The organism is Pseudorhodoplanes sp. (assembly GCF_059499825.1).
Map to the genome: position 1 here is coordinate 328,824 of NZ_JCABZI010000002.1, position 20,657 is coordinate 349,480.

Genomic DNA, 20,657 nt, shown 5'->3' on the forward strand with positions numbered 1-20,657 from the left:
CTCTTCGAAGATGACGTGGCGGTTCCATGCATGCGCCGTTCGAATCTGCAAACGTTCGTGGGCCGCGCACTCATGACAATCCGCGCGGCGCGAATGCGCCCGACGGGCGTTTGCAAAGCGCGTATCGGAAACATCCGACATGCGCTGGTGGGACGACGCACCGACGCGCATCGCGATCTCGATGCGGCAGTCGCCGCGGCCTATGGCGGGCCCGATACTTCGGAAGACGAGGCGCTGACGAAGCTGCTGGAACTGAAGCTGTCGCGGGCCGGCGCCAGTACCGCGGAAAGCCAACAGCGCGGAAGGCTAGCCCCTCAGCGAGAAAAGCCAGACCGGTGTCGTGTCAAGCGTCCCGGCCACATTCTCACCGGTGAACCGGTAGCGGCTCACAAAAAAAACCCTCCCTCCGCAAGGCGGGGAGAGGGTTTTCGATTATAAAGGAAGGGTCACCGGCGGGCCAAGTTTAGCGGCCGCCGCCCATCCCGCCTCCACCGCCGCCGCGGCCTCCACCGCCGCCGCCGCCGCCCATGCCGCCGCCGCCCATGCCGCCGCGGTTACCGCCGCCGCCCATCATGCTGCGGTTTCCGCCACGCTGGCCCTGCATCTGCCGGCCGCCACCACGCTGGCCCTGCATCTGCTGGCGACGCTCCTGCCGGAATTGCTGCCGGTCGCCGCGCCGCTCCTGACGGAATTGCTGACGTCCACGACGCTGCTCCTGCCGGAATTCCTGGCGACCCTGGCGGATATCGCGGCGCTGCTGGCGTTGATTCTGGCGGAACTGCTGACGGCCCTGACGCATATCGCGGCGCCGGTCCCAGCCACGGCCGTGATAGAAGCGCGTGTGGTAGCGCGGCAGATACCAGCGATTCCATCCATAGGCGCCGCCGAAGCCGAAGCCACTGCGCCACGCATAGCCGCAGCGATACCAGCCGGGTCCGTTCCAACCATTGATGTAGAAGCAATAGCGGCGGCCGCTATAGACCATGACCTGCGCGTCATCGACGATGTTAACCGCCGCGCCGGCACCGCTCAGGCCACCGCCACCCGGAACCGTGAACGCGTGGGCCGGCGCCGCCGCTCCCATCGCCGTCGCGGCTGCCGCGGTCGCCGCCGCTATCAGAAATCTTCGCATTGTTTCGCTCTCCGTTGGGTACTCCCGGAGATCGAACGCAAAGCGGGATGCATCGTTCAATGCGCGGTGATCGGCCGCAACCTGGATACCGCAACCACCGATGCGCGTTTGAGCGGAGCGAAAAAGCGTCATTTGACACAACAAACACCTCAATTTTTGCGAATTCCAGACCGGCGGACACACCATCGGCCTGTTTGCAAGTGGTCAGGATTGGTGCGGAACGGTATGCTTGCAGCTACAGGCACGACATGAACCAGATTGCTACGCAACACGTTGACCCCATTCCCGCAGCGATCGCGGAGGTGGTCATCACCGACCGGCTGGCCAGCCGTCCGGAGGCGCGCCCCGATTATCTGCGCGAGAAGCTCGCCATCCAGGATCTCGCCAACGAAATGGCGGAGCATCCCACCCAGCTGCTGCCGCGTCTGGTGAAGCTTGCGATGGACATATGCGAGGCGGAGTCCGCGGGCGTCAGCGTCCTGGATAGCAACGCCGAGGTGTTTCGATGGCTGGGCCTGCAGGGCACGCTATCGGTATTCGAGGGCACCACCACGCCGCGCAATCATTCGCCCTGCGGCATCTGTCTCGATTGCGACGGCGCCATTCTGATGGAGCGGCCGGAACGGGTCTACGCATGGATTGCGGACACGAACATCGCTGTGCCCGAAGTCCTGCTGGTGCCGCTGCTCGTCAAGGGCGGCGAACATCTCGGTACGTTGTGGGTCGTGGCGCGCGATGGCCAGCAATTTGACCGCGGGCACCTCCGCGTGCTCACCGAACTCGCCGCCTTTGCCGGCATCGCGCTGCGCATGATCCAGAGCGAGGAGAAACTGAAAACCGCACTGGAAGAACAGGCGACCCTGACCAAGGAGATGAGCCACCGGGTCAAGAACGTTTTCGCTATTGCCAATGGACTCATTCGCGTGAGTGCGCGCAATGCGGAGAACAAGGATCAATTGGCCGAGAGTCTGACCGGCCGGCTGCAGGCGCTGGCGGAAGCGCATGCGCTGGTCCGGCGTTCGTTCAGCGAAAACGGCGATGGGCAGCACATATCACTCGGCGAGATCATCGCCCGCATCCTGCGTCCGTATCATGGCGACAACGATATCGACGGACCGGACGTGCGGCTCGGCGAGCACGCTACCAACAATATCGCGCTGGTGTTTCATGAGCTTGCCACCAATGCCGCCAAGCATGGCGCCCTGAGCCACAACGACGGCACGGTGCGCGTGCGCTGGACACTGGGCAACGACGCTGTGGTGGTGGACTGGCAGGAGCGCGGCGGTCCCGCGGTCGCCCAGCCGGCGAAGAAGGGCTTTGGCTCGACGCTGGTGCGCTCGACGCTGACCAGTCTCGGCGCCGAGATCGTGCACCATTGGGACGCCGATGGCCTGCGCGTCGTCATCACCGCGCCACTGGCGAAGCTTCAGCAGTGATATCGACGCGACCGCGCAGCCGGCGTTCGCCAAATCACATCGCGGTCGCGGCTAACCGGCCAGCGCCGCAAGGATGCGCGCCCAGCTGCGTGTGCCCTTGTGAAATGAGCTGAGGTCATACTTCTCGTTCGGCGAATGCACGCGGTCGTCATCGAGCGCGAAACCGACCATGATCGCATCCATGCCGAGCACGCGCTTGAAATCGCCGACGATCGGGATCGAACCGCCGGCGCCGACCGTCACCGCCTTGTGGCCCCATTCCTCCTGCAGCGCCTTGCGGGCCTTCACCAGCGCCGGGCTGTCGAAGGGCAATTGCAAGGCCGGCGCGCAGCCGTGGTTCTCGAACTCCACCTTGCAGTCGGCCGGCACCCGCGCCCGGATGAAGGCACGGAACGCATCGCGAATCTTTTCCGGATTCTGATCGCCCACCAGGCGGAACGACACTTTCGCCTTCGCCTCGGACGGGATCACGGTCTTCGCGCCCTCCCCGGTATAGCCGCCAATGATGCCGTTGACGTCGCAGGCCGGTCGCGTCGAGATCATCTCGATCAGCATGCGATCCTTCTCGCCGACCGGAATTTTCAGACCGATCTGGCCGAGAAATTCTTCGGCGGTGAGATCGAGCGCCTTCAGATCGGCCTTGATGTCGGCGGGCAGCTCCGGCACGCCGTCATAGAAGCCGGGGATGGTGATGCGACCGTTGTCGTCGTGGATCGCCGCCAGCGCTTTGGTGAGCACGCGGATCGGATTTTGCGCAGCGCCGCCGAACGAGCCGGAATGCAGGTCGCGGTCGGCTGCGGTCACTTTCACGTCCTCATAGACAAGGCCGCGCAACGAAGTCGTGACCGAGGGCGTGGTCGGGCTCCACATCGCCGTGTCGCAAACCAGCGCCATGTCGAGCTTGAACTCATCGGCATTGTCCTTGACGAAGGCGAACAGGGACTTCGATCCGCATTCCTCCTCGCCCTCGATCATCATGGTGATGTCGAGCGGCAGCGTGCCGGTCACCGCTTTCCAGGCGCGGCAGGCCTCGACAAACGTCATGAGCTGACCCTTGTCGTCGCAGGCGCCGCGCGCGACGATGATCTTGCGGCCGTTGCCGAGGTCCTCGATGCGCGGATCGAACGGCGGAGTGGTCCACAGCTCGAGCGGGTCGACCGGCTGCACATCGTAATGGCCGTAGAACAGGACGCGCGGTCCGCCATTCTGCTTCTCGGCCTTTGCGATCACCACGGGATGGCCAGAGGTCGGACGCACTTCGGCGTTCAGCCCGAGCGTGTCGAGGTCCTTGGCGACAAAGCTGGCTGCCGCCTTGCACTGATCGGCATAGGCCGGGTCGGTCGAGATCGACTGAATTTTCAGGAAATCGAATAGCCGCGAGAGCGACTTGTCGAGATCGGCGTCGATACGGTCAAGGACTTTTGGCAGGGCTTCGGTGGGGGTCATGCTTGCTCCGCGCTCCTGTCCCGGGCGCAGCGCAGCGTGAAACGGTGCGCTGCAGAACCGGGACCTATCGAGTATGGGTCCCGGCTCTGCAATGCATCACTCCGCTTTTCGCTGCGTGCTGCATCGCGTCCGGGACACGAGACACTTATCGCCGCAATATTCCGCCCAGCGTGCCGCGCACGATCGAGCGTCCGACCGATGCGCCGGCACGGCCGCCGATCTGCTTGCCGATCGCGGCCGCCACGCCGCCGACGACGGTGGTGGTCACCGTGCGGGCGACACTGCGCGCGACCTGCTGGCTCGTGGTCAGGGTTTCGCCGCGCTTGCGGTTGGTGCCGAAGATCGAGCCGATCCAGCCGGTGATGCCACCGCCATCCTCGGATTGCCCGGCCTCCGCCACCTCTTTGGCGACCCGCGCGGTGAGCTTTTCATAAGCGGACTCGGTGTCGATCGTGGTGTCGTATTTTCCCTTGACCGGGCTCTTCGCCATGATCGCGGCGCGCTCCTCCGGCGTGATCGGCCCCATCCGGCCGGACGGCGGACGGATCATCGTCCGCTCCACCATGGAGGGCGTGCCCTTCTCTTCCAGGAATGAGACCAGCGCCTCGCCCTTGCCGAGTTCCATGATCACCTGCCCGGTATCGAGCTTCGGGTTCGGACGGAATGTGTTGGCCGCGGTTTGCACGGCCTTCTGGTCGCGCGGGGTGAAGGCGCGCAATGCGTGCTGCACGCGATTGCCGAGCTGCGCCAGCACCTTGTCCGGCACATCGAGGGGGTTTTGCGTCACGAAATAGACGCCGACGCCCTTGGAGCGCACCAGCCGCACCACCTGCTCGATTTTGTCGAGCAGCGCCTTGGGCGCTTCGTCGAACAGAAGGTGCGCCTCGTCGAAGAAGAACACGAGCTTCGGCTTGTCGGGGTCGCCCACTTCGGGGAGTTCCTCGAACAATTCCGACAACAGCCAAAGCAGGAAGGTCGCGTAAAGCCGCGGATTGCCCATCAGCTTTTCGGCCGCGAGAATGCTGACATAACCACGGCCGTCGCGGTCGACCTTCATGAAGTCCTTCAGTTCAAGCGCGGGCTCGCCAAAGAATTTCTCGCCGCCCTGGTTCTCCAGGACCAGCAATGCACGCTGGATGGTGCCGACGGTCTGCTTGGTGACGTTGCCGTAGCTCGCGACCGCGCGCTTGATCTCGTCGAGCTGCGGGTTGCCGGTGCCCTCTTCCGCCTCCTTCTTGGTGCCGAACGGCGCGATCGCCTCGAGGATCGCCCGCAGATCCTTGAAATCGAGCAGCGCGAGCCCCTGATCGTCGGCGATCCGGAACGCAATGTTGAGCGCGCCTTCCTGCACGTCGTTCAGATTGAGCAGCCGCGCCAGCAGCAGCGGTCCCATCTCGGAGACGGTGGCGCGGATTGGATGGCCCTGTTCGCCGAACAGATCCCAGAAAATGGTGGGGCAATCGTCCGGCTGGAATTCGAGCCCCATGCTCTGCGCACGTTCGACCAGGAACGGCTTCGCCTCGCCGATCATCGAAATTCCGGACAGGTCGCCCTTGATGTCGGCGGCGAAGACCGGAACGCCCATGCGTGAAAAGCCTTCGGCCAGCACCTGCAGGGTCACGGTCTTGCCGGTGCCGGTCGCACCGGTGGCGAGGCCGTGACGGTTGGCCATGCGCAGCAGAATGCGCTCGGGCTTGACGCTCTGCCCGACGAAGATCGTGCCTTCGGGCTCGATTTGCTCCGCAGATTTTACCGGTGGCGCTACAGAAGCCGTCGCACCAGGCTTTGCCTTGGCCGCCTTCGCGCCGTTTTTCGGTTCGACCGAGGCGTCTGCGGTCGCATCGGCTTCGACCGACACCGATGCCGATTTTTTCTTCGCCGACTTGCTGGCTCGCTTTGCCATCGCCCCGCATCCTTTCGAAATCAAACGCATTTTTGATGCGTCGCCAGCGCCGGGTCAACGTCTGCGGTGCCGAAGTGAACCCAACATCTATGTGTGTGCCGTTATCGCATAGTGGCCAGCGTGTCACACAGTTGCATATTTGTCAGGCAGTCACTTTCCTTTGTGGATGTTTCCATTATCAATGTCCGTTCATTACCCGCCGTCAGTGCGGGAGGGGGCAGCAAACACATGGACGAGCTCGTCGGGCGACTCGTCGCCGAACTCGGCATCGACCGTCAGGTCGCTGAGCAGGCGGTCGGAATCATTCTGGCGTTTCTGATCAAGGAAGCGCCGGCGGACAAAATCAAACCGTTGATCGACGCGATGCCGGGTGCGGCCGAGGCTGCGGCTGCAGCTCCCTCGGGAGGCGCCTTCGGCATGGGTGGCATCATGGGCGTCGGGACCCAGTTGATGGGACTCGGTCTGGGCATGGGCGAGGTGCAGGGCGTCGCCCGTACCCTGCTGGCCTTCGCGCGCGAAAAGATGGGGGCAGACCAGGTCGACGAAATGGTCGGTGCAATCCCGGGTCTCTCGCAATTCGCCTGACCGGAAAACTGTCGGACTGTTTCGGGGACAGCCTTGTGTCGAAATCGCTTAAAAATCTTGATTGTCTTGATCCGGAGGTGATCGATTGCCTGCGTTCCGCGGGCATTCGGACCTCCGACAAGCTGCTGGAAGCCACCAAGAGCGCAAAAGATCGTGAAGCGCTGTCGCTGAAGACCGGAATCGAGCCGCGCGAGCTGCTGCGCTTCGCCAACCTGGCCGACAAGCTCAGGGTCAAGGGTCTCGGCACGGGTTACGCCGAGCTTCTGTGCCGGGTCGGCGTCGATACCGTGCGCGAACTGAAGTACCGCAACCCGGCCAAGCTCGCGGCCGCGATGCGGGAGGAAAACGACAAGCGCAAGCTGGTCCGGCTGGTGCCGACGGAAAAGGCGGTCGGCCGCTGGGTCGCAGCCGCAAAGACCCTGCCGCCGAAAATCACCTATCGCTAGGCCTGGTCCATAAGCCGGGCCGACAGCCCGCCGAAAGCCGTGGACCCACAAAGCGACCGGTTCACACTCTCCGGTTGACAGGCGGCCGCTCCTGCGCCCCAAAGCGCAGACCATGACCGCGTCCGGACCCAAGCCCGCGAGCCGCCTTGCGCTCACTGACCTGATCTCCCCCCACCGCGCCACGGTGATGGGGGTTCTCAATCTCACACCGGATTCCTTTTCCGACGGCGGCCGCTTCGTCGATCCGGAGGTCGCCATCGCGCACGCCACGGAGATGGTGGCGGAAGGCGCAGACATTATCGATGTCGGCGCGGAATCGACCCGGCCCTATGGCGGCATGCGGCCGGTCACGGCCGAGATCGAACAGGCCCGGCTCGAACCGGTGCTGTCCGCCGTCGCTGGCCTCGGTCGGCCGGTCTCAATCGATACGATGAAAGCGGTGGTCCTCGACTGGGCGATCCGCAACGGCGCTGCCATCGCCAATGATGTGTGGGGGCTGCAGCGCGATCCCGACATGGCGCGCGTGGTGGCCGACCATGGCGTGCCGGTGATCGTGATGCACAACCGCGACGAAGCCGATCCCGCGATCGACATCGTCGACGACATGCTCCGCTATTTCGAGCGCTCGCTGGCGATTGCCGACGCCGCCGGTGTCGGCCGCGCTCAGATCGTGATCGATCCCGGCATCGGGTTCGGCAAGACGCCGGAACAGAGCGTCATCGCGGTTGCGAAACTCGCGCAGCTTTCCTGTTTCGGTCTTCCGATCCTGATCGGGCTGTCGCGCAAGCGCTTTATCTCGTCCATCGTGCCGTCGGAGCCGGGCGAGCGGCTGGGGGGCTCGATTGCCGGCCACCTCATGGCCGTGCAGGAAGGCGCCACGATCGTGCGCACCCATGACGTGTTCGAAACCGTGCAGGCGCTTCGGGTCGCGGAAGCGATCGGGAGAGCCAAATGACTGAAGCACGAAGTGACTGCAGCACGAAGTGACGGGGAGCCCGACGTGACAGAGACCGATACCATCTTCATCTCCGGGCTCGCCCTGCACGCCCATCACGGCGTGATGCCGCACGAGGGCAAGGTCGGCCAGAGTTTCAAGCTCGACATCAAGCTCGATATCGATCTCGACGAGGCGGCGCGCTCGGACCGGCTGCGGCACACCGTTTCCTACGGCCAGGTTGCGACCATTGCGTCCGAGGCGTTCTGCGCCAAACGCTACAAGCTGATCGAGGCCGCCGCGGGCGCGGTAATCGATGCATTGCTGCAGACATTTCCGCGGGTTACGCGCGTCAGCATCACCGTGCACAAGCCGCATGCGCCGATTGCCGCGACGTTCGACGATGTCGGCGTGATCATCACCCGCAGCCGGGGGACATAGCGGTCGATGCCGCACGCTTTCGTCGCATTCGGCGGCAATGTCGGCGATGCGCGCGACACCATCGCCCGCGCCATCGCCGCATTGTGCGATGGCGACAACGTCACGCTGCGCGCGCGGTCGTCGGAATATCGCACGCCGCCCTGGGGCGTGACCGACCAGCCGCCATTCGTGAATGCCTGTATCGCGGTCGAGACCAGCCTGTCGCCGCATGCCCTGCTCGAGCGTGCGCACGAGGTGGAGCGCGCCTTCGGCCGCGACCGGAAGAACGAAACCCGTTGGGGTCCGCGCACGCTCGATATCGACATCATCGATTACGACGGCATCGTGCTCGACGATCCGATGCTGACCTTGCCGCATCCACGGCTGTTCCAGCGCGCGTTCGTCTTGGTTCCGCTTCTGGAAATCGCGCCGGACGCGACAATTTCGAATGTGCCGCTTCGTGATGCATGCGGGCGCATGGATTGCGAAGGGGTTACGCGCCTGCCTCCATCACGATGACGCGAGCGCTTCGCGTCAAACGTGCCGCAGCCACTTTGCCGCAGCGATCTGCATACGCTTGATCAGAACGATCGCCACCGCAATGCATTGGCAACACAAGGGCACGGCGAATTTGACGGAGACTATTCATGAAACCTTACCTGCTCGCAACCGCCGCAACACTGATCCTCTCGGCTCCCGCAATGGCCGGCGGTCAAAGCAGCGCCGCAGGCCAGCCAGCCGCCGGCTCGGCGCAGCAGACTTATCAGAGCGGGCAGCAGCAGCCCGGGATGCAGCAGGGCGCGCAGCGCGTCTCGCCAGACGACCTGAGCCAGTCCGAAATCCGGCAGATCCAGCAGGCGCTGAGCGATCAGGGATTCAACCCCGGTGATGTGGACGGCCAGTGGGGTCCTCAGACCGAGCAGGCACTGACCGAATTCCAGACCCAGCAGAACCTGTCGACCACAGCCGACCTGGATCAGGAAACGCTGTCGGCTCTCGGCGTGCAGGTCGCGTCCATGGATGACGCCAGCGATATCGAATCCGGCACCACCGGTTCTGGTACCACCGGTGCGGGATCGCCGGGCATGGATGAGCCCGCGCTGGATGCGGGTCCTGCTCCGGCCGAGCAGCCGGACGTAACCGGCACCCAGCAGTAACCGGGACAGGAGGGGCCGCGACGCCTCGGGGCATCGCGGCCCCTCTTTCCGGCCTGCTACGCGAGGATGATGGCGCGGAGCGTTGGCTCGTGGCATTTTGCTGTCATGACCGACCTCCGCCTCGCCGCCGAATTTCCCCCCGCGACCCGTGAGCAATGGCTGAAGCTCGTCGACGGCGTGCTCAAAGGCGCACCATTCGACAAGAAGCTGGTCAGCCAGACCTATGACGGCCTCAGGATCGAGCCGCTCTATGCTCGCAGGGACGATGCAAACGTCCTGACCGGGCGCGCGCCGGCCATGCCGTGGCAGATCATGGCGCGGGTCGATCACCCCGCTCCGAAAGAGGCCAACCGGCAGGCGCTGGAGGATCTCGAAAACGGCGCCAACGGCCTCGTGCTGGTCTGCCCCGGTGCGATCGGATCGCAGGACTTCGGCATCGACGTCTCGGCGGACGGGATCGCGACGCTGCTCGATGGCGTCTATCTCGATGCCGGCGCGCCGATCGAATTCATGCTGACGCGCGAAGCGAAAGATGTGCCGGCGCATGTCGCCGCGATCATCAAGGCGCGCAAGCTCGATCCCACGGCGTGCGATCTGCGTATCGGTTTCGATCCGATCGGGCTGATGGCGGCGGGCTCGTCGGCACCGATGCCGTGGAGCGAGATCGCGCCGCTATTCACCCGCATGACCCGAGCGCTGGCCGACGAAGGCTTCCGCGGTCCGTTCGCTGCGGCCGATGCGCGCGTCATCCACAACGCCGGCGGGTCGGAGGCGCAGGAGCTGGCTTATGCTTTGAGTGTCGCGGTCGCCTATTCGCGCGCGCTGGAAGCGGGCGGCGTGCCGTTCGAAGACGCGCGGCGGATGATCTTCTTCCGCATGAGCGCCGACGCCGACCAGTTCATGACCATGGCGAAATTCCGCGCGCTTCGGAAGCTCTGGGCGCGCGCGGAGGAAGCGAGCGGATTGGCGCCGCAGGCCATCTTCATCGGCGCAGAGACGGCGTGGCGGATGATGACGCAGCGCGATCCTTACGTGAACATGCTGCGGGTGACGATTGCGACCTTTGCGGCGGGGCTCGGCGGCGCCAATGCGGTGACGGTGCTGCCGTTCACATCGGCGCTCGGTCTGCCTGACGCTTTTGCGCGGCGGGTGGCGCGCAATACGCAGCTTGTTCTGCTGGAGGAGTCGAACCTCGCCAAGGTGGCGGACCCGGCGGCTGGTTCGGGCGGCATCGAGGCGCTGACCGATGAGTTGTGTCGCAGCGCATGGTCGCTGTTCCAGGGGACCGAGAAAGCCGGAGGTGTTGCAGCAGCACTTGCATCCGGCTTAATTCAAAAACAGGTCGCAGAGACTCGTATCGCGCGCGAAAAGGCGGTCGCGACCCGAAAGGACCCGCTTACCGGGACCAGCGAATTTCCATCCTTGAACGAAGCTGCGGTGCAAGTGCTGATGCCCAACCCTCGCCTTCAAGCAAGGACGGAGTCGGGCGAGTCCGCGGCGCTGCCGAATATCCGCCTCGCCGAACCCTATGAGGCCCTGCGTGATGCATCGGACGCCATTCTGAAAGAGACCGGCGCGCGGCCGAAAGTCTTCCTCGCCACGCTCGGCAAGCCCGCCGACAACATCGCGCGCGCGACCTTCGCGAAGAATTTCTTCGAGGCCGGCGGGATTGAAGCGGTGGAGTTCTCAGGCGGCGATCTGGCCGCGGCGTTCAAGGCGTCAGGCTCAGCGCTCGTCTGCCTGTGCTCGTCGGACGAGGTGTATGCCAGCGAGGCGGCAGCAGCGGCGCGCGCCCTCGTCGCGGCCGGTGCGAGGCATGTCTACCTCGCCGGCCGGCCGGGCGATCTCGCCGAAGCGCTTAAACAAGCCGGCGTGCAGACCTTCATTTTTGCCGGGTGCGACGTCCTCGCGACGCTTCGGGATGCCCATCGCTCTCTCAGCAAAGCCGCGTGATGCAATGCACAAAATGTGCTATCGTTGCGGCGATTGAGGCGTTGAAGACCCATGAGCCGGCTGCCTGATTTCGCATCCATCGACTGGCAGACCCCGCAGATCGCGGCTGCGGACAGCGCGTCCGCGCCTGACTGGATCACGCCCGAAGGCATTCCGGTGAAGCCCGCCTTTGGCGAAGGCGACCTCGCCGGGCTCGATTTCCTCGACACCTGGCCCGGCATCGCGCCCTATTTGCGCGGGCCCTACCCGACCATGTACGTCAACCAGCCCTGGACCATCCGGCAATACGCCGGCTTCTCCACGGCCGAGGATTCCAACGCCTTTTACCGGCGCAACCTCGCCGCCGGACAGAAGGGCCTCTCCGTCGCCTTCGATCTCGCTACCCATCGCGGCTATGACAGCGATCATCCGCGCGTGTCGGGCGACGTCGGCATGGCGGGTGTCGCGATCGACTCGATCTACGACATGCGCACGCTGTTCTCCGGCATCCCGCTCGACCAGATGACGGTGTCGATGACCATGAACGGCGCGGTGCTGCCGGTGCTCGCGCTCTATATCGTCGCGGCGGAAGAACAGGGCGTGGCGCCGGCGAAGCTCGCAGGCACCATCCAGAACGACATCCTCAAAGAGTTCATGGTGCGGAACACCTATATCTATCCGCCCGCGCCGTCGCTTCGCATCATCTCGGACATCTTCGCGTTCACCTCGCAGAACATGCCGAAATTCAATTCGATCTCGATCTCCGGCTATCACATGCAGGAGGCCGGCGCGACGCAGGATCTCGAACTCGCTTACACGCTCGCCGACGGCATCGAATATGCGCGCGCCGGCATTGCCGCCAGCATTCCGATCGACAAGTTCGCCCCCCGGCTGTCCTTCTTCTGGGCGATCGGCATGAATTTCTTCATGGAGGTCGCCAAGATGCGGGCCGCGCGCCTGCTCTGGGCCAAGCTGATGAAGGAGTTCGACCCGAAGGATGCGCGTTCGCTGTCGCTGCGCACGCATTGTCAGACCTCGGGCTGGTCGCTGGCGGCGCAGGACGTGTTCAACAACGTGCCGCGCACCATGATCGAAGCGATGGCGGCAACGCAGGGACACACCCAGTCGCTGCACACCAATGCGCTGGACGAGGCGCTGGCGCTGCCGACCGATTTCTCCGCGCGCATCGCACGCAATACCCAGATTGTGCTGCAGCAGGAAAGCGGCACCACGCGCATCATCGATCCGTGGGGCGGTTCGTTCTATGTCGAGAAACTGACCTACGAACTTGCGAAAAAGGCCTGGGACCACATCCAGGAGGTCGAAGCGCTCGGCGGCATGGCCAAGGCGATCGAGGCAAGCATTCCAAAGCTTCGCATCGAAGAGGCCGCCGCCAAGACCCAAGCCCGCATCGATGCTGGCGTGCAATCGGTCATCGGCGTCAACAAATACAAGCCGAAGAGCGAAGCGCAGATCGACGTGTTGAAGGTCGACAATTCAACCGTGCGCACGCTGCAGCTCGACAAGCTCGCGCGGCTGCGCAAGGAACGCGATCCGAAGGCGGTCGAGGCTGCGCTGACCGCGCTGACCAATGGCGCGAACCAGGGCGGCAACCTGCTGGCCCTTGCGGTCGATGCGGCGCGTGCCAAGGCCACGGTCGGCGAGATTTCATCGGCGCTCGAACAGGTGTTCGGGCGTCACCGCGCGGAGATCAAGGCGATTTCCGGCGTCTACAAACGGGAGGTCGGCGGAATGTCCGACGCCGTCGAGCGTGTACAGAAGCTCGTCACGCAATTCGAAACGGATGAGGGCCGCAGGCCGCGCATCCTGGTGGCCAAGGTCGGCCAGGACGGCCACGACCGCGGCCAGAAGGTGATCGCGTCGGCTTTCGCCGATCTCGGCTTCGACGTCGATATCGGTCCGCTGTTCGCCACCTCGGCCGAAGCCGCGCGCCAGGCGGTCGAAAACGACGTGCATATCGTCGGACTTTCCTCGCTCGCTGCCGCCCATTTGACCGCCGTTCCTGAACTTAAGGCAGAACTTGAGAAGCAGGGCCGCGGCGACATCATGATCGTGGTCGGCGGCGTGGTGCCGCCGCAGGACTGGGATGCGGTGAAAGCAGCTGGCGCCGAAGCCATCTTCCCGCCCGGCACCGTGATCGCGGAAGCGGCAGAAGACCTGATCCGCAAGCTTAACAAGCGGCTCGGCTACGGCCAAAAGGCGGCGGAGTAATCCGGCGCGGCGCACCGCCGCTCCCGGCCTCCCCCCTCCCGCCGCTCAAGAGTCTTTGATCGATATTCGAACCTGATCAGGTTGAGCGCGCGTCCAATCGAAGTGACACTCGTCCGGCATTGGGGGAGATGTTCGTGACAGACGTTGCAGAGATTGCGCCTGCTTATTCCATCCTCCCCGACGCACCCGACACCTTCTGTAGTTATCTCGCCAGGCAATTCATCGCCAAGCGCGGCTTCGCGCCGTGCGATATCCCGGAAGCCGCCCCCCTCGCTGCCCATTGCGATCACCTGCTGTCCTACGCAGACGGAAACTCCCTCACCATCCTGGCGATGGTCGATCGTGAAACGCATCCGGGCAAGACATTCGACATGTCGCCCGAGGCAACGGCCGAGATCGGCAGGGCTTGTCTGAAACGAACCGGCTCAAGCTATTTCAGTCAGGACCTCGTCGCCCTCATGATCATGGAGGCCGGACCACAGGACGAGGATCAGCGCGCACGGCTCTCCCAAATCAAGGCGTCCGGCCTGTTCTCGAAGATGCAGCCATCCGGCTGGATCGTCGATCCGCAGCAGAAATCGGTCTGGACCAATGCGCGGTTCGGCAGCCTGTCGCCCTACAGGCGCTTCATCCACAAAATGATGACATCGCCACGCGAGCAGATCGCCCCACCGCAGACGGTCGCCGTCGATCTCACGCCCCGCTTTCCCTATCTCACCGTGGCAATCATCGGCGTGCTGTGCGGGATTTTTGCCGCCGAGATCGTATTCAGTGTCGGCCCATGGACGGGCATGTTGCAGCCCTCGATCGCGACGTTGCTGGCCTTCGGCGGCATCTATCGCCCGCTGGTGATGCAGGGCGAATGGTTCCGGTTGTTTTCGGGTCCGCTGCTGCATGCCGATGCGATGCATCTCGCGCTCAATTGCATCGCACTCTACATCTCGGCTCGCATTCTGGAGGGATTGGTCGGGCGTGCCTGGCTCGCCGCCCTCTTCGTCATCGGCGCGATCTCCGGCGCGCTGTTTTCGCTCGTCTTCAATCTCGACAATCTGGTGTCGGTCGGCGCCTCCGGCGCGGTGATGGCGCTGTTCGCCGCATTGCTGGTGCTCGCCTTCCATTTTCCGAAGGGGGCAGATCGCACCGTCCTCCTCACCAATTCGATTTACGTCCTGGTGGCGTCGATGGTGCCGGTCACGTCGTCCGGCGGCAAGGTCGACATAGCGGCTCACGCCGGTGGCGCGCTCGGCGGCCTTGTGGTCGGCGCCTTGCTGCTGGCAATCTGGCGTAAGGACGAGCCGCATCCGCGCTTCGCAGGTGCAGGCGCTGCGATCGGTCTCGCGGGGCTGGCGGCGTTCATCTTCGCTTTCACGCCGCTACCGCAAAACTATCGCGAAGGCCTCATCAGCGCGGCGATGATCCCCGACAGCGAAACACCGAAGAACGCAACCGAATGGCGGGAGCGCGCGCCCGACCTGATGGCCAGATATCCGCGCGATCCACGGCCGCGCTATTTCCGCGCGATCGATCTGATCGACGCCCGGGACATAACCACGGCGGAGCACGAGTTGCGCGCCGGCCTGGCCGAGGTCGACTTGTGGCGCAAAGTAATCAACCCCGAATTTGCGATGCATATGCAGGTCGCGCTGGCGATCACCCTGGCGGGGGACCGTCTGCAGGAGGCGCGCGAAGTGGCCAAGCCGACCTGCGACTGGGCCACCGGACCGACGCGCCAATTGCTGGACGAGAACAAGCTGTGTCCGGACTAGGATCGCTGCGCGCTAGCCCACACTTGTGCTATGGCTTGCGCCGGAAGCGAATCCGCGTTTGCCGCTGACGCGACGAAGCGTTACGCACGAAGCCCTGAGCGTTCCTGACCATCGTGAACTCGAAGACGAGCGACACCCAAACACTGGCGGACGCCATCCGCTCCGGCGATCGCGCCACACTGGCGCGCGCCATTACGCTGATCGAGAGCCGGCGCGAGGATCACCGCAAGCAGGCGCATCAGCTGGTGCAGGACCTGCTGCCGCAAACCGGCAAGGCGATCCGCATAGGCATCACCGGCTCGCCGGGCGTCGGCAAGTCGACCACGATCGACGCGCTTGGCTCTTTCCTGACCCGCGGCGGGCACAAGGTCGCGGTGCTCGCGGTCGACCCCTCCTCCACCCGCACCGGCGGCTCGATCTTAGGCGACAAGACCCGGATGGAGCGTTTGTCCGCTGATGACAATGCCTTTATCCGTCCATCGCCGTCCTCCGGCACGCTCGGCGGCGTGGCGGCGAAAACCCGCGAAACCATGCTGCTGTGCGAGGCCGCCGGCTACGACGTGATCCTGGTCGAGACGGTGGGAATCGGCCAGTCCGAAACCACCGTCGCCGGCATGACCGATTTCTTCCTGGTGCTGATGCTGCCCGGCGCAGGCGATGAATTGCAGGGAATCAAGAAGGGCGTGGTGGAACTCGCCGACATGATCGCGGTCAACAAGGCCGACGGCGACAATATCCGGCGCGCGCAGCAAGCCGCGGCTGAATATCGCGCGGCGCTGCATATATTGAAGCCCGCGAGCGACGGCTGGACGCCGCCGGTGATCACCTATTCCGCATTAACGGGCGACGGGCTGCCCGCGATCTGGCAGACCATCTGCAATTATCGGCAATCTTCTGACGCGTCGGGCGCGCTGGCCAAGAAACGCCGCGATCAGCAGGTCACATGGATGTGGTCGATGCTCGAAGAGCGGCTGTTCGCGAAACTGCGGGCGGATCCCGAACTCAAGGGCAGGTTGCCGCAACTCGAAAAAGCGGTGGCGGCCGGACAGCTGTCGCCAATGCTCGCGGTCGAGGAGATCGCAAGCGCCATGGGATTATGAATGCGAATGAATGACGTGAAAGCGAACGACGCGAGACCCACTGACCCGGACACCGACGACCCGAAAGCGAACGACACGCAAAAAGTCAATCTGCAGCACCGCTTCGCCACCCGCGACGATCTCCCGGCCCTGACCGCGCTGATGGAACTCGCGATCGGCGAATTGCAGAAGCCGTTCCTCAATCCGGCGCAGATCGCCTCCAGCCGCACGATCATGGGCATCGACACCCAGCTGATCGACGACGGCACCTATTTCATCGTCGAGCAGGACGGCCAGTTGGCCGGCTGCGGCGGCTGGAGCCGGCGCGCCACGCTCTATGGCAGCGATGCTTCGCCCGGACGCGACCCGGCGCTGCTCAATCCGGCGAAGGATCCCGCGCGCGTGCGCGCGATGTACACGCATCCTGACTTCACCCGCCGCGGCGTCGGCCGCCTGATCCTGGACTTGTGCGAATCTGCTGCGCGCGCCGAGAACTTCATCCATGCGGAACTGATGGCGACGATGGCCGGCGTGCCGCTGTATCGCGCCTGCGGTTACCTAGCCGTCGCCGATGTGAGCGATGCCAGTGGCGGCACGCCGGTGCCGCTGATGCGGATGCGTAAGCGGCTGTAACGGCGCGCGTCACCGCTCACGTTACGCCGGGATAATTGTTTCCCTTCAGCAGCCGCGCCAGATGCGCAGCGTTGGCGGCGGCCATCGCCGTCGCCACCGCGACCTTGTCCGGGGCGGACCGGAATTCGTTGTAATTCTTCGATTGCATCGCTTCGCCGACCCAGTAGGTCATGCCGTTCGCGGGAATCGTGAACCCGCAATCGGAGAGCGCCTGATAGAGTTCGGCCGAGACGTGATGTGCGCCGTCCTCGTTGCCGACCACCGCGACAAGCGCGATCCGGTTGTAGGTCTTCATGCGCTTGCGGTCGTCCATGTCATGGATCATGGCATCGAGGCGCTCCAGCACCCGCTTGCAGATGCTGGATTGCTGGCCGAGCCAGATCGGGGTGCCGATGACGAGGATGTCGGCGGCCAGGATCCCTCTGAGCAGGCCGGGCCACGCGTCCCCCTCCCCTTCGTCGCTCTCGACCCCGGGTTTGATATCGTGATCGGCGGCGCGCACGATTGCACCGCCGGACACGCCGTGACCGGCCAATGCGTCCAGTAATTGCCGGATCAGCACGTCGGTTGACGATTTCTCCTCGTTCTCTATCCCTTTCAGGGAGCAGTTGATCGCGAACGCAGTCAGGGCCATGACGAAAAAGTCCCGGTTGAAACGCAAGGTCCGGAAGTCAATCCCCGCCGCTCACGCACGTTCCCGCAGCCGGCCGCTTCGGATTCTGGTCACCGGTTTCGGCCCGTTTCCCGGCGCGCCCGACAACCCGACCGGTCCGCTCGTTCGCGCACTCGGGCGCAAGCGCTGGTCGGGGGCCACGGTCAAGTCGCATGTGTTTGCGACCCGCTACAATACGGTGGACCGCGCACTGCCGCGGTTGCTGAAGACTTTCGAGCCGAACGCGATCGTCATGTTCGGGCTGGCCACGCGCTCGCGCGCGATCCGGGTCGAGACGCTCGCACGCAATCGCATCTCGCATTATCCCGATGCAGGCGGTTTCACACACGGCCCATGTGCAATCGAGGCGGCCGCTGCTCGCACCCTCGCCGTACGTGCACCGACTGCGGGCTTGCTGCGCGCTATAAAGCGCGCCGGATTGCCGGCGCGGCTGTCGCGCAATGCCGGTGATTATCTGTGCAATTACATTCTCTGGCATGCGACGCGCGCGAGCGAAACACACGGCGTGGAACTTTCAGCTTTCATTCATGTGCCGGAGCCTTCACTGCGCATCACGCCGGATGCGTTGCTGGCGGCAGGCGAAGCGATCATCGAGACCATGATCGCAACGCTGCGCCGGAAGCGCCGTCAGCCGGTTCACCAATAACGGCGATTCCGCTTCAGGACGTGTTGTCCAATGCTCCGGGCCGCTGGCATGGGTGCGTCAGACGGGTTTTGCGGGGGCGTAATTTCAGAACCAAGGGCGATTTCATTAGCTGTCTCAACGGCCGGTCGGTGACCGGCTGCCGATTGCGCTGACTGAAACTCCTCAGCCGGCCTCAACCCACAACGAGCCATTCGTACGCTTGCAAAGCAAAGCGACGTGCTTCCGCACGTCCGCATGGATGCGCGAGCGAGCAACAAAGGAAAGTGTCAATGACTGCGTCCTGGTTGGACAAAACCGTCAAGGCGCGGAACGTGGCGGCGACTGCCGCATCCGCTGCTGCAATTCTAGTACTGGCTGCATCGTTCGGCGCCCCGGCCTTCGGGCAGCGGGACGTGGCACCCACGAATGTGCAGACCTACGCCACGCTCGGCGACTGGATCGTCGAGTTCGTGCCGGCCGAGCGCCAGCGTCAGATCCCCGCCTTCTGCCAGGTGACGCGGGTTTATGACCAGGGCGTCCAGCTTCGCGTCGTGTCGGGCGCAAACCTGTATGCCATCGACTTCCAGGGTCAGAACATGCTTGCCGACAACCGCAAGAGTTTCGACCTCGAATACATATTCGATGTGCCCAATTCGTCGGCGCAGCGCACCGTCGGAAACATGATCACCGACGGTGAAGGCTTCGAATGGATCCGGATCGTGGAGCCCACCGACCAGCCCGGCTCCGCCGACGAAATGATGAATGCGCGGCAGTTGCTCATCAAATCCCTGACGGACCGGCGCCAGTGGCCGTATCAGATCAATGGCAGCAACCGCGCGCTCAATGCCCTGTTCGATTGCCGCGACGAGAAAGTGCTCGGCCAGCCGCGCCGCCGGGCGCCGGCTCCGGTCGCGCAGCCGGCGCCGCAATTCCAGCAGGCACCGCCGCCGCCTCCCGTGGCGCAATTCCGGCAGGCACCGCCGCCTCCCGCACGCGGCGACAACTTCGACTTCTGCAACGAGTATGCAGCCAAAATGGTCTCCGCCACCGAGCGTGCGCTGCAGGCGAAATGCGCCGGCTGGCCCGCCGGACATCGCAATCATGTCGGGCATTTCGACTGGTGCCGGACCAAGCCGCGCGCCGATGTCGACAGGGCGCTCGCAAGCTGGGGCGGCCGGTTGCAGGGATGTCTCGCCAACCAGGGCGGCGGCGGCCGGCCGCAGGGCAACGTTTATCAGGCCCGCTGGGACTGGAAGGGCGCGCTCAAGTCGAAGCGCGATCCGAACAACACCAGTTCGTTCGAGCTCAAGTCATCGACGAGCGCGGTCTATTGCTACAAGCAGGATTGCCGCAACGTGACGGTGGCGAAGGGCCCCGACGGCAGCCTGAGCTTTTCAACCAACGGCAAGAACTATTTCGAGCTCAACCCCAGAAACAATCAGATGCATGCGCGGTTCTGGGAAGACTTCGCGCCGCCTGCGCGTGCTCCGGACGCCACAGCAGTCTTCGCGAAGAGATAGTATCGAATATCAGGCCCCAGCCAGCTGCGGCGACGATCCGACTGTGATCATCGCCGCAACAACAACACCGCATACGAAAGAAACCCAACATGAAGTCAGCCACGCTCGCTGTTGTCGCAGCAATCGTGACAGCAACGCTATTCGCCTTCCACACGCCGGCATTTGCGCAGACCTCGGTCGAATGGGTGCAGGTGGGCGGCCCGTTCCGGGTCAAGGCAGCCACCGCCGGCACGGCGAGCAATCCGCTCTGCGTTCACGGCTTGCGCTGCACCTGCCCGGGCGCCGGCAGCTATTGCGGTCAGCATCGCAACGGAACCGAGGTCGAGTTCTGGAAGGACGGCTGCAACCGGCCAGCGATCACCATCAAATGCGTGATCAGGACCGCGGGCGCAACGCCGCCCGGTCCAGTCGCCGGACCGGGCTGCCCTGCCCCCGGTACAGTCCGCTCCGACAATAGTGCGCAGAAATCGGCACTGGAATTCCAGAACCTGTCGGGCCGCAGGGTGGACATCTTCTGGCTGGACTACAAGGGCGGGCGCAAGCACTACAAGACCCTGAACCCGGGTCAGAACTACACGCAAAGCACCTTCGCCACGCATCCCTGGATCGCAGTCGACCCGTCCGGCCGCTGCATCGGCGGCGTGTTCCGCGCCAATCCGGGACGCAACACGTTCCAGATCATGTAGCGGCAGGTGGCAGCAGGGCGTCGTCACTCCCGGCTTGATTGCGTCGCGCAGT

General features: G+C 64.3%; 20 protein-coding genes. 16 read left to right on the forward strand and 4 right to left on the reverse strand.

Translation table 11 applies throughout. The annotated features are described in order from the left end of the window. The first annotated feature begins 30 nt into the window (after positions 1-30). Positions 31-438: a hypothetical protein gene (locus tag AC5I5I_RS05010; protein WP_495970498.1), complete on the forward strand. Its 408-nt coding sequence runs from the start codon at positions 31-33 to the stop codon at positions 436-438. Between the two features lie 25 nt (positions 439-463). Here AC5I5I_RS05010 and AC5I5I_RS05015 read toward each other — a convergent pair whose 3' ends face one another. After that, the gene (locus tag AC5I5I_RS05015; RefSeq protein ID WP_495970500.1) at positions 464-1,132 is read right to left on the reverse strand and encodes a hypothetical protein; all 669 of its coding nucleotides are present in this window, start codon (positions 1,130-1,132) and stop codon (positions 464-466) included. Positions 1,133-1,380: 248 nt separating this feature from the next. Between AC5I5I_RS05015 and AC5I5I_RS05020 the strand changes: the two genes are divergently transcribed. Further along, positions 1,381-2,568: a sensor histidine kinase gene (locus tag AC5I5I_RS05020; RefSeq protein WP_495970502.1), complete on the forward strand. Its 1,188-nt coding sequence runs from the start codon at positions 1,381-1,383 to the stop codon at positions 2,566-2,568. A 51-nt stretch (positions 2,569-2,619) separates the two neighbouring features. Here AC5I5I_RS05020 and AC5I5I_RS05025 read toward each other — a convergent pair whose 3' ends face one another. Both AC5I5I_RS05025 and AC5I5I_RS05030 read right to left on the reverse strand, forming a co-directional pair. Then, complete coding sequence (locus AC5I5I_RS05025) at positions 2,620-4,014, reverse strand: M20/M25/M40 family metallo-hydrolase (RefSeq protein WP_495970504.1); 1,395 nt, start codon at positions 4,012-4,014, stop codon at positions 2,620-2,622. Between the two features lie 145 nt (positions 4,015-4,159). Then, positions 4,160-5,917 (reverse strand): helicase HerA-like domain-containing protein, encoded by a 1,758-nt coding sequence (locus AC5I5I_RS05030; protein ID WP_495970506.1) that lies wholly within the window; start codon positions 5,915-5,917, stop codon positions 4,160-4,162. A gap of 228 nt (positions 5,918-6,145) precedes the next feature. Here AC5I5I_RS05030 and AC5I5I_RS05035 point away from each other — a divergent pair, with 228 nt between their 5' ends. The 11 genes from AC5I5I_RS05035 to AC5I5I_RS05085 all read left to right on the forward strand — a co-directional run bounded on the left by AC5I5I_RS05035 (position 6,146) and on the right by AC5I5I_RS05085 (position 17,101). Next, the gene (locus AC5I5I_RS05035; RefSeq protein WP_495970508.1) at positions 6,146-6,502 is read left to right on the forward strand and encodes a DUF2267 domain-containing protein; all 357 of its coding nucleotides are present in this window, start codon (positions 6,146-6,148) and stop codon (positions 6,500-6,502) included. A 35-nt stretch (positions 6,503-6,537) separates the two neighbouring features. Further along, positions 6,538-6,948, forward strand: a complete 411-nt coding sequence (locus tag AC5I5I_RS05040; RefSeq protein WP_495970510.1) for a DUF4332 domain-containing protein — start codon at positions 6,538-6,540, stop codon at positions 6,946-6,948. 112 nt (positions 6,949-7,060) lie between these two features. Further along, positions 7,061-7,903 (forward strand): dihydropteroate synthase, encoded by an 843-nt coding sequence (gene folP, locus AC5I5I_RS05045; RefSeq protein ID WP_495970512.1) that lies wholly within the window; start codon positions 7,061-7,063, stop codon positions 7,901-7,903. A 45-nt stretch (positions 7,904-7,948) separates the two neighbouring features. Then, positions 7,949-8,323 (forward strand): dihydroneopterin aldolase, encoded by a 375-nt coding sequence (gene folB, locus AC5I5I_RS05050; RefSeq protein WP_495970514.1) that lies wholly within the window; start codon positions 7,949-7,951, stop codon positions 8,321-8,323. Between the two features lie 6 nt (positions 8,324-8,329). Next, positions 8,330-8,821, forward strand: coding sequence for a 2-amino-4-hydroxy-6-hydroxymethyldihydropteridine diphosphokinase (gene folK, locus AC5I5I_RS05055; RefSeq protein ID WP_495970516.1), 492 nt, complete (start codon positions 8,330-8,332; stop codon positions 8,819-8,821). A 128-nt stretch (positions 8,822-8,949) separates the two neighbouring features. Continuing rightward, positions 8,950-9,459: a peptidoglycan-binding domain-containing protein gene (locus AC5I5I_RS05060; RefSeq protein ID WP_495970518.1), complete on the forward strand. Its 510-nt coding sequence runs from the start codon at positions 8,950-8,952 to the stop codon at positions 9,457-9,459. 105 nt (positions 9,460-9,564) lie between these two features. Beyond that, positions 9,565-11,412 (forward strand): methylmalonyl-CoA mutase family protein, encoded by a 1,848-nt coding sequence (locus AC5I5I_RS05065; protein WP_495970520.1) that lies wholly within the window; start codon positions 9,565-9,567, stop codon positions 11,410-11,412. Positions 11,413-11,463: 51 nt separating this feature from the next. Beyond that, complete coding sequence (gene scpA, locus AC5I5I_RS05070; RefSeq protein WP_495970522.1) at positions 11,464-13,623, forward strand: methylmalonyl-CoA mutase; 2,160 nt, start codon at positions 11,464-11,466, stop codon at positions 13,621-13,623. A 134-nt stretch (positions 13,624-13,757) separates the two neighbouring features. Further along, entirely contained in the window at positions 13,758-15,389 is a 1,632-nt protein-coding gene (locus AC5I5I_RS05075; protein ID WP_495970524.1) for a rhomboid family intramembrane serine protease, read from the forward strand. A 113-nt stretch (positions 15,390-15,502) separates the two neighbouring features. Beyond that, positions 15,503-16,489: a methylmalonyl Co-A mutase-associated GTPase MeaB gene (gene meaB / locus AC5I5I_RS05080; RefSeq protein WP_495970526.1), complete on the forward strand. Its 987-nt coding sequence runs from the start codon at positions 15,503-15,505 to the stop codon at positions 16,487-16,489. 6 nt (positions 16,490-16,495) lie between these two features. After that, positions 16,496-17,101 (forward strand): GNAT family N-acetyltransferase, encoded by a 606-nt coding sequence (locus AC5I5I_RS05085; RefSeq protein WP_495970528.1) that lies wholly within the window; start codon positions 16,496-16,498, stop codon positions 17,099-17,101. 16 nt (positions 17,102-17,117) lie between these two features. On the opposite strand, the gene AC5I5I_RS05090 is transcribed toward AC5I5I_RS05085, so the two are convergent. Further along, positions 17,118-17,735 (reverse strand): flavodoxin family protein, encoded by a 618-nt coding sequence (locus AC5I5I_RS05090; protein WP_495970530.1) that lies wholly within the window; start codon positions 17,733-17,735, stop codon positions 17,118-17,120. On the opposite strand from AC5I5I_RS05090, the gene AC5I5I_RS05095 reads away from it, so the two are divergent. From AC5I5I_RS05095 to AC5I5I_RS05105, 3 genes are all read left to right on the forward strand, one after another. Further along, the gene (locus AC5I5I_RS05095; protein ID WP_495970532.1) at positions 17,734-18,420 is read left to right on the forward strand and encodes a pyroglutamyl-peptidase I; all 687 of its coding nucleotides are present in this window, start codon (positions 17,734-17,736) and stop codon (positions 18,418-18,420) included. The genes AC5I5I_RS05090 and AC5I5I_RS05095 overlap by 2 nt on opposite strands. A 269-nt stretch (positions 18,421-18,689) precedes the next feature. Continuing rightward, positions 18,690-19,919, forward strand: a complete 1,230-nt coding sequence (locus AC5I5I_RS05100; protein ID WP_495970534.1) for a hypothetical protein — start codon at positions 18,690-18,692, stop codon at positions 19,917-19,919. A gap of 89 nt (positions 19,920-20,008) precedes the next feature. After that, positions 20,009-20,605, forward strand: a complete 597-nt coding sequence (locus AC5I5I_RS05105) for a VHL beta domain-containing protein (protein ID WP_495970536.1) — start codon at positions 20,009-20,011, stop codon at positions 20,603-20,605. Positions 20,606-20,657 lie beyond the last annotated feature (52 nt).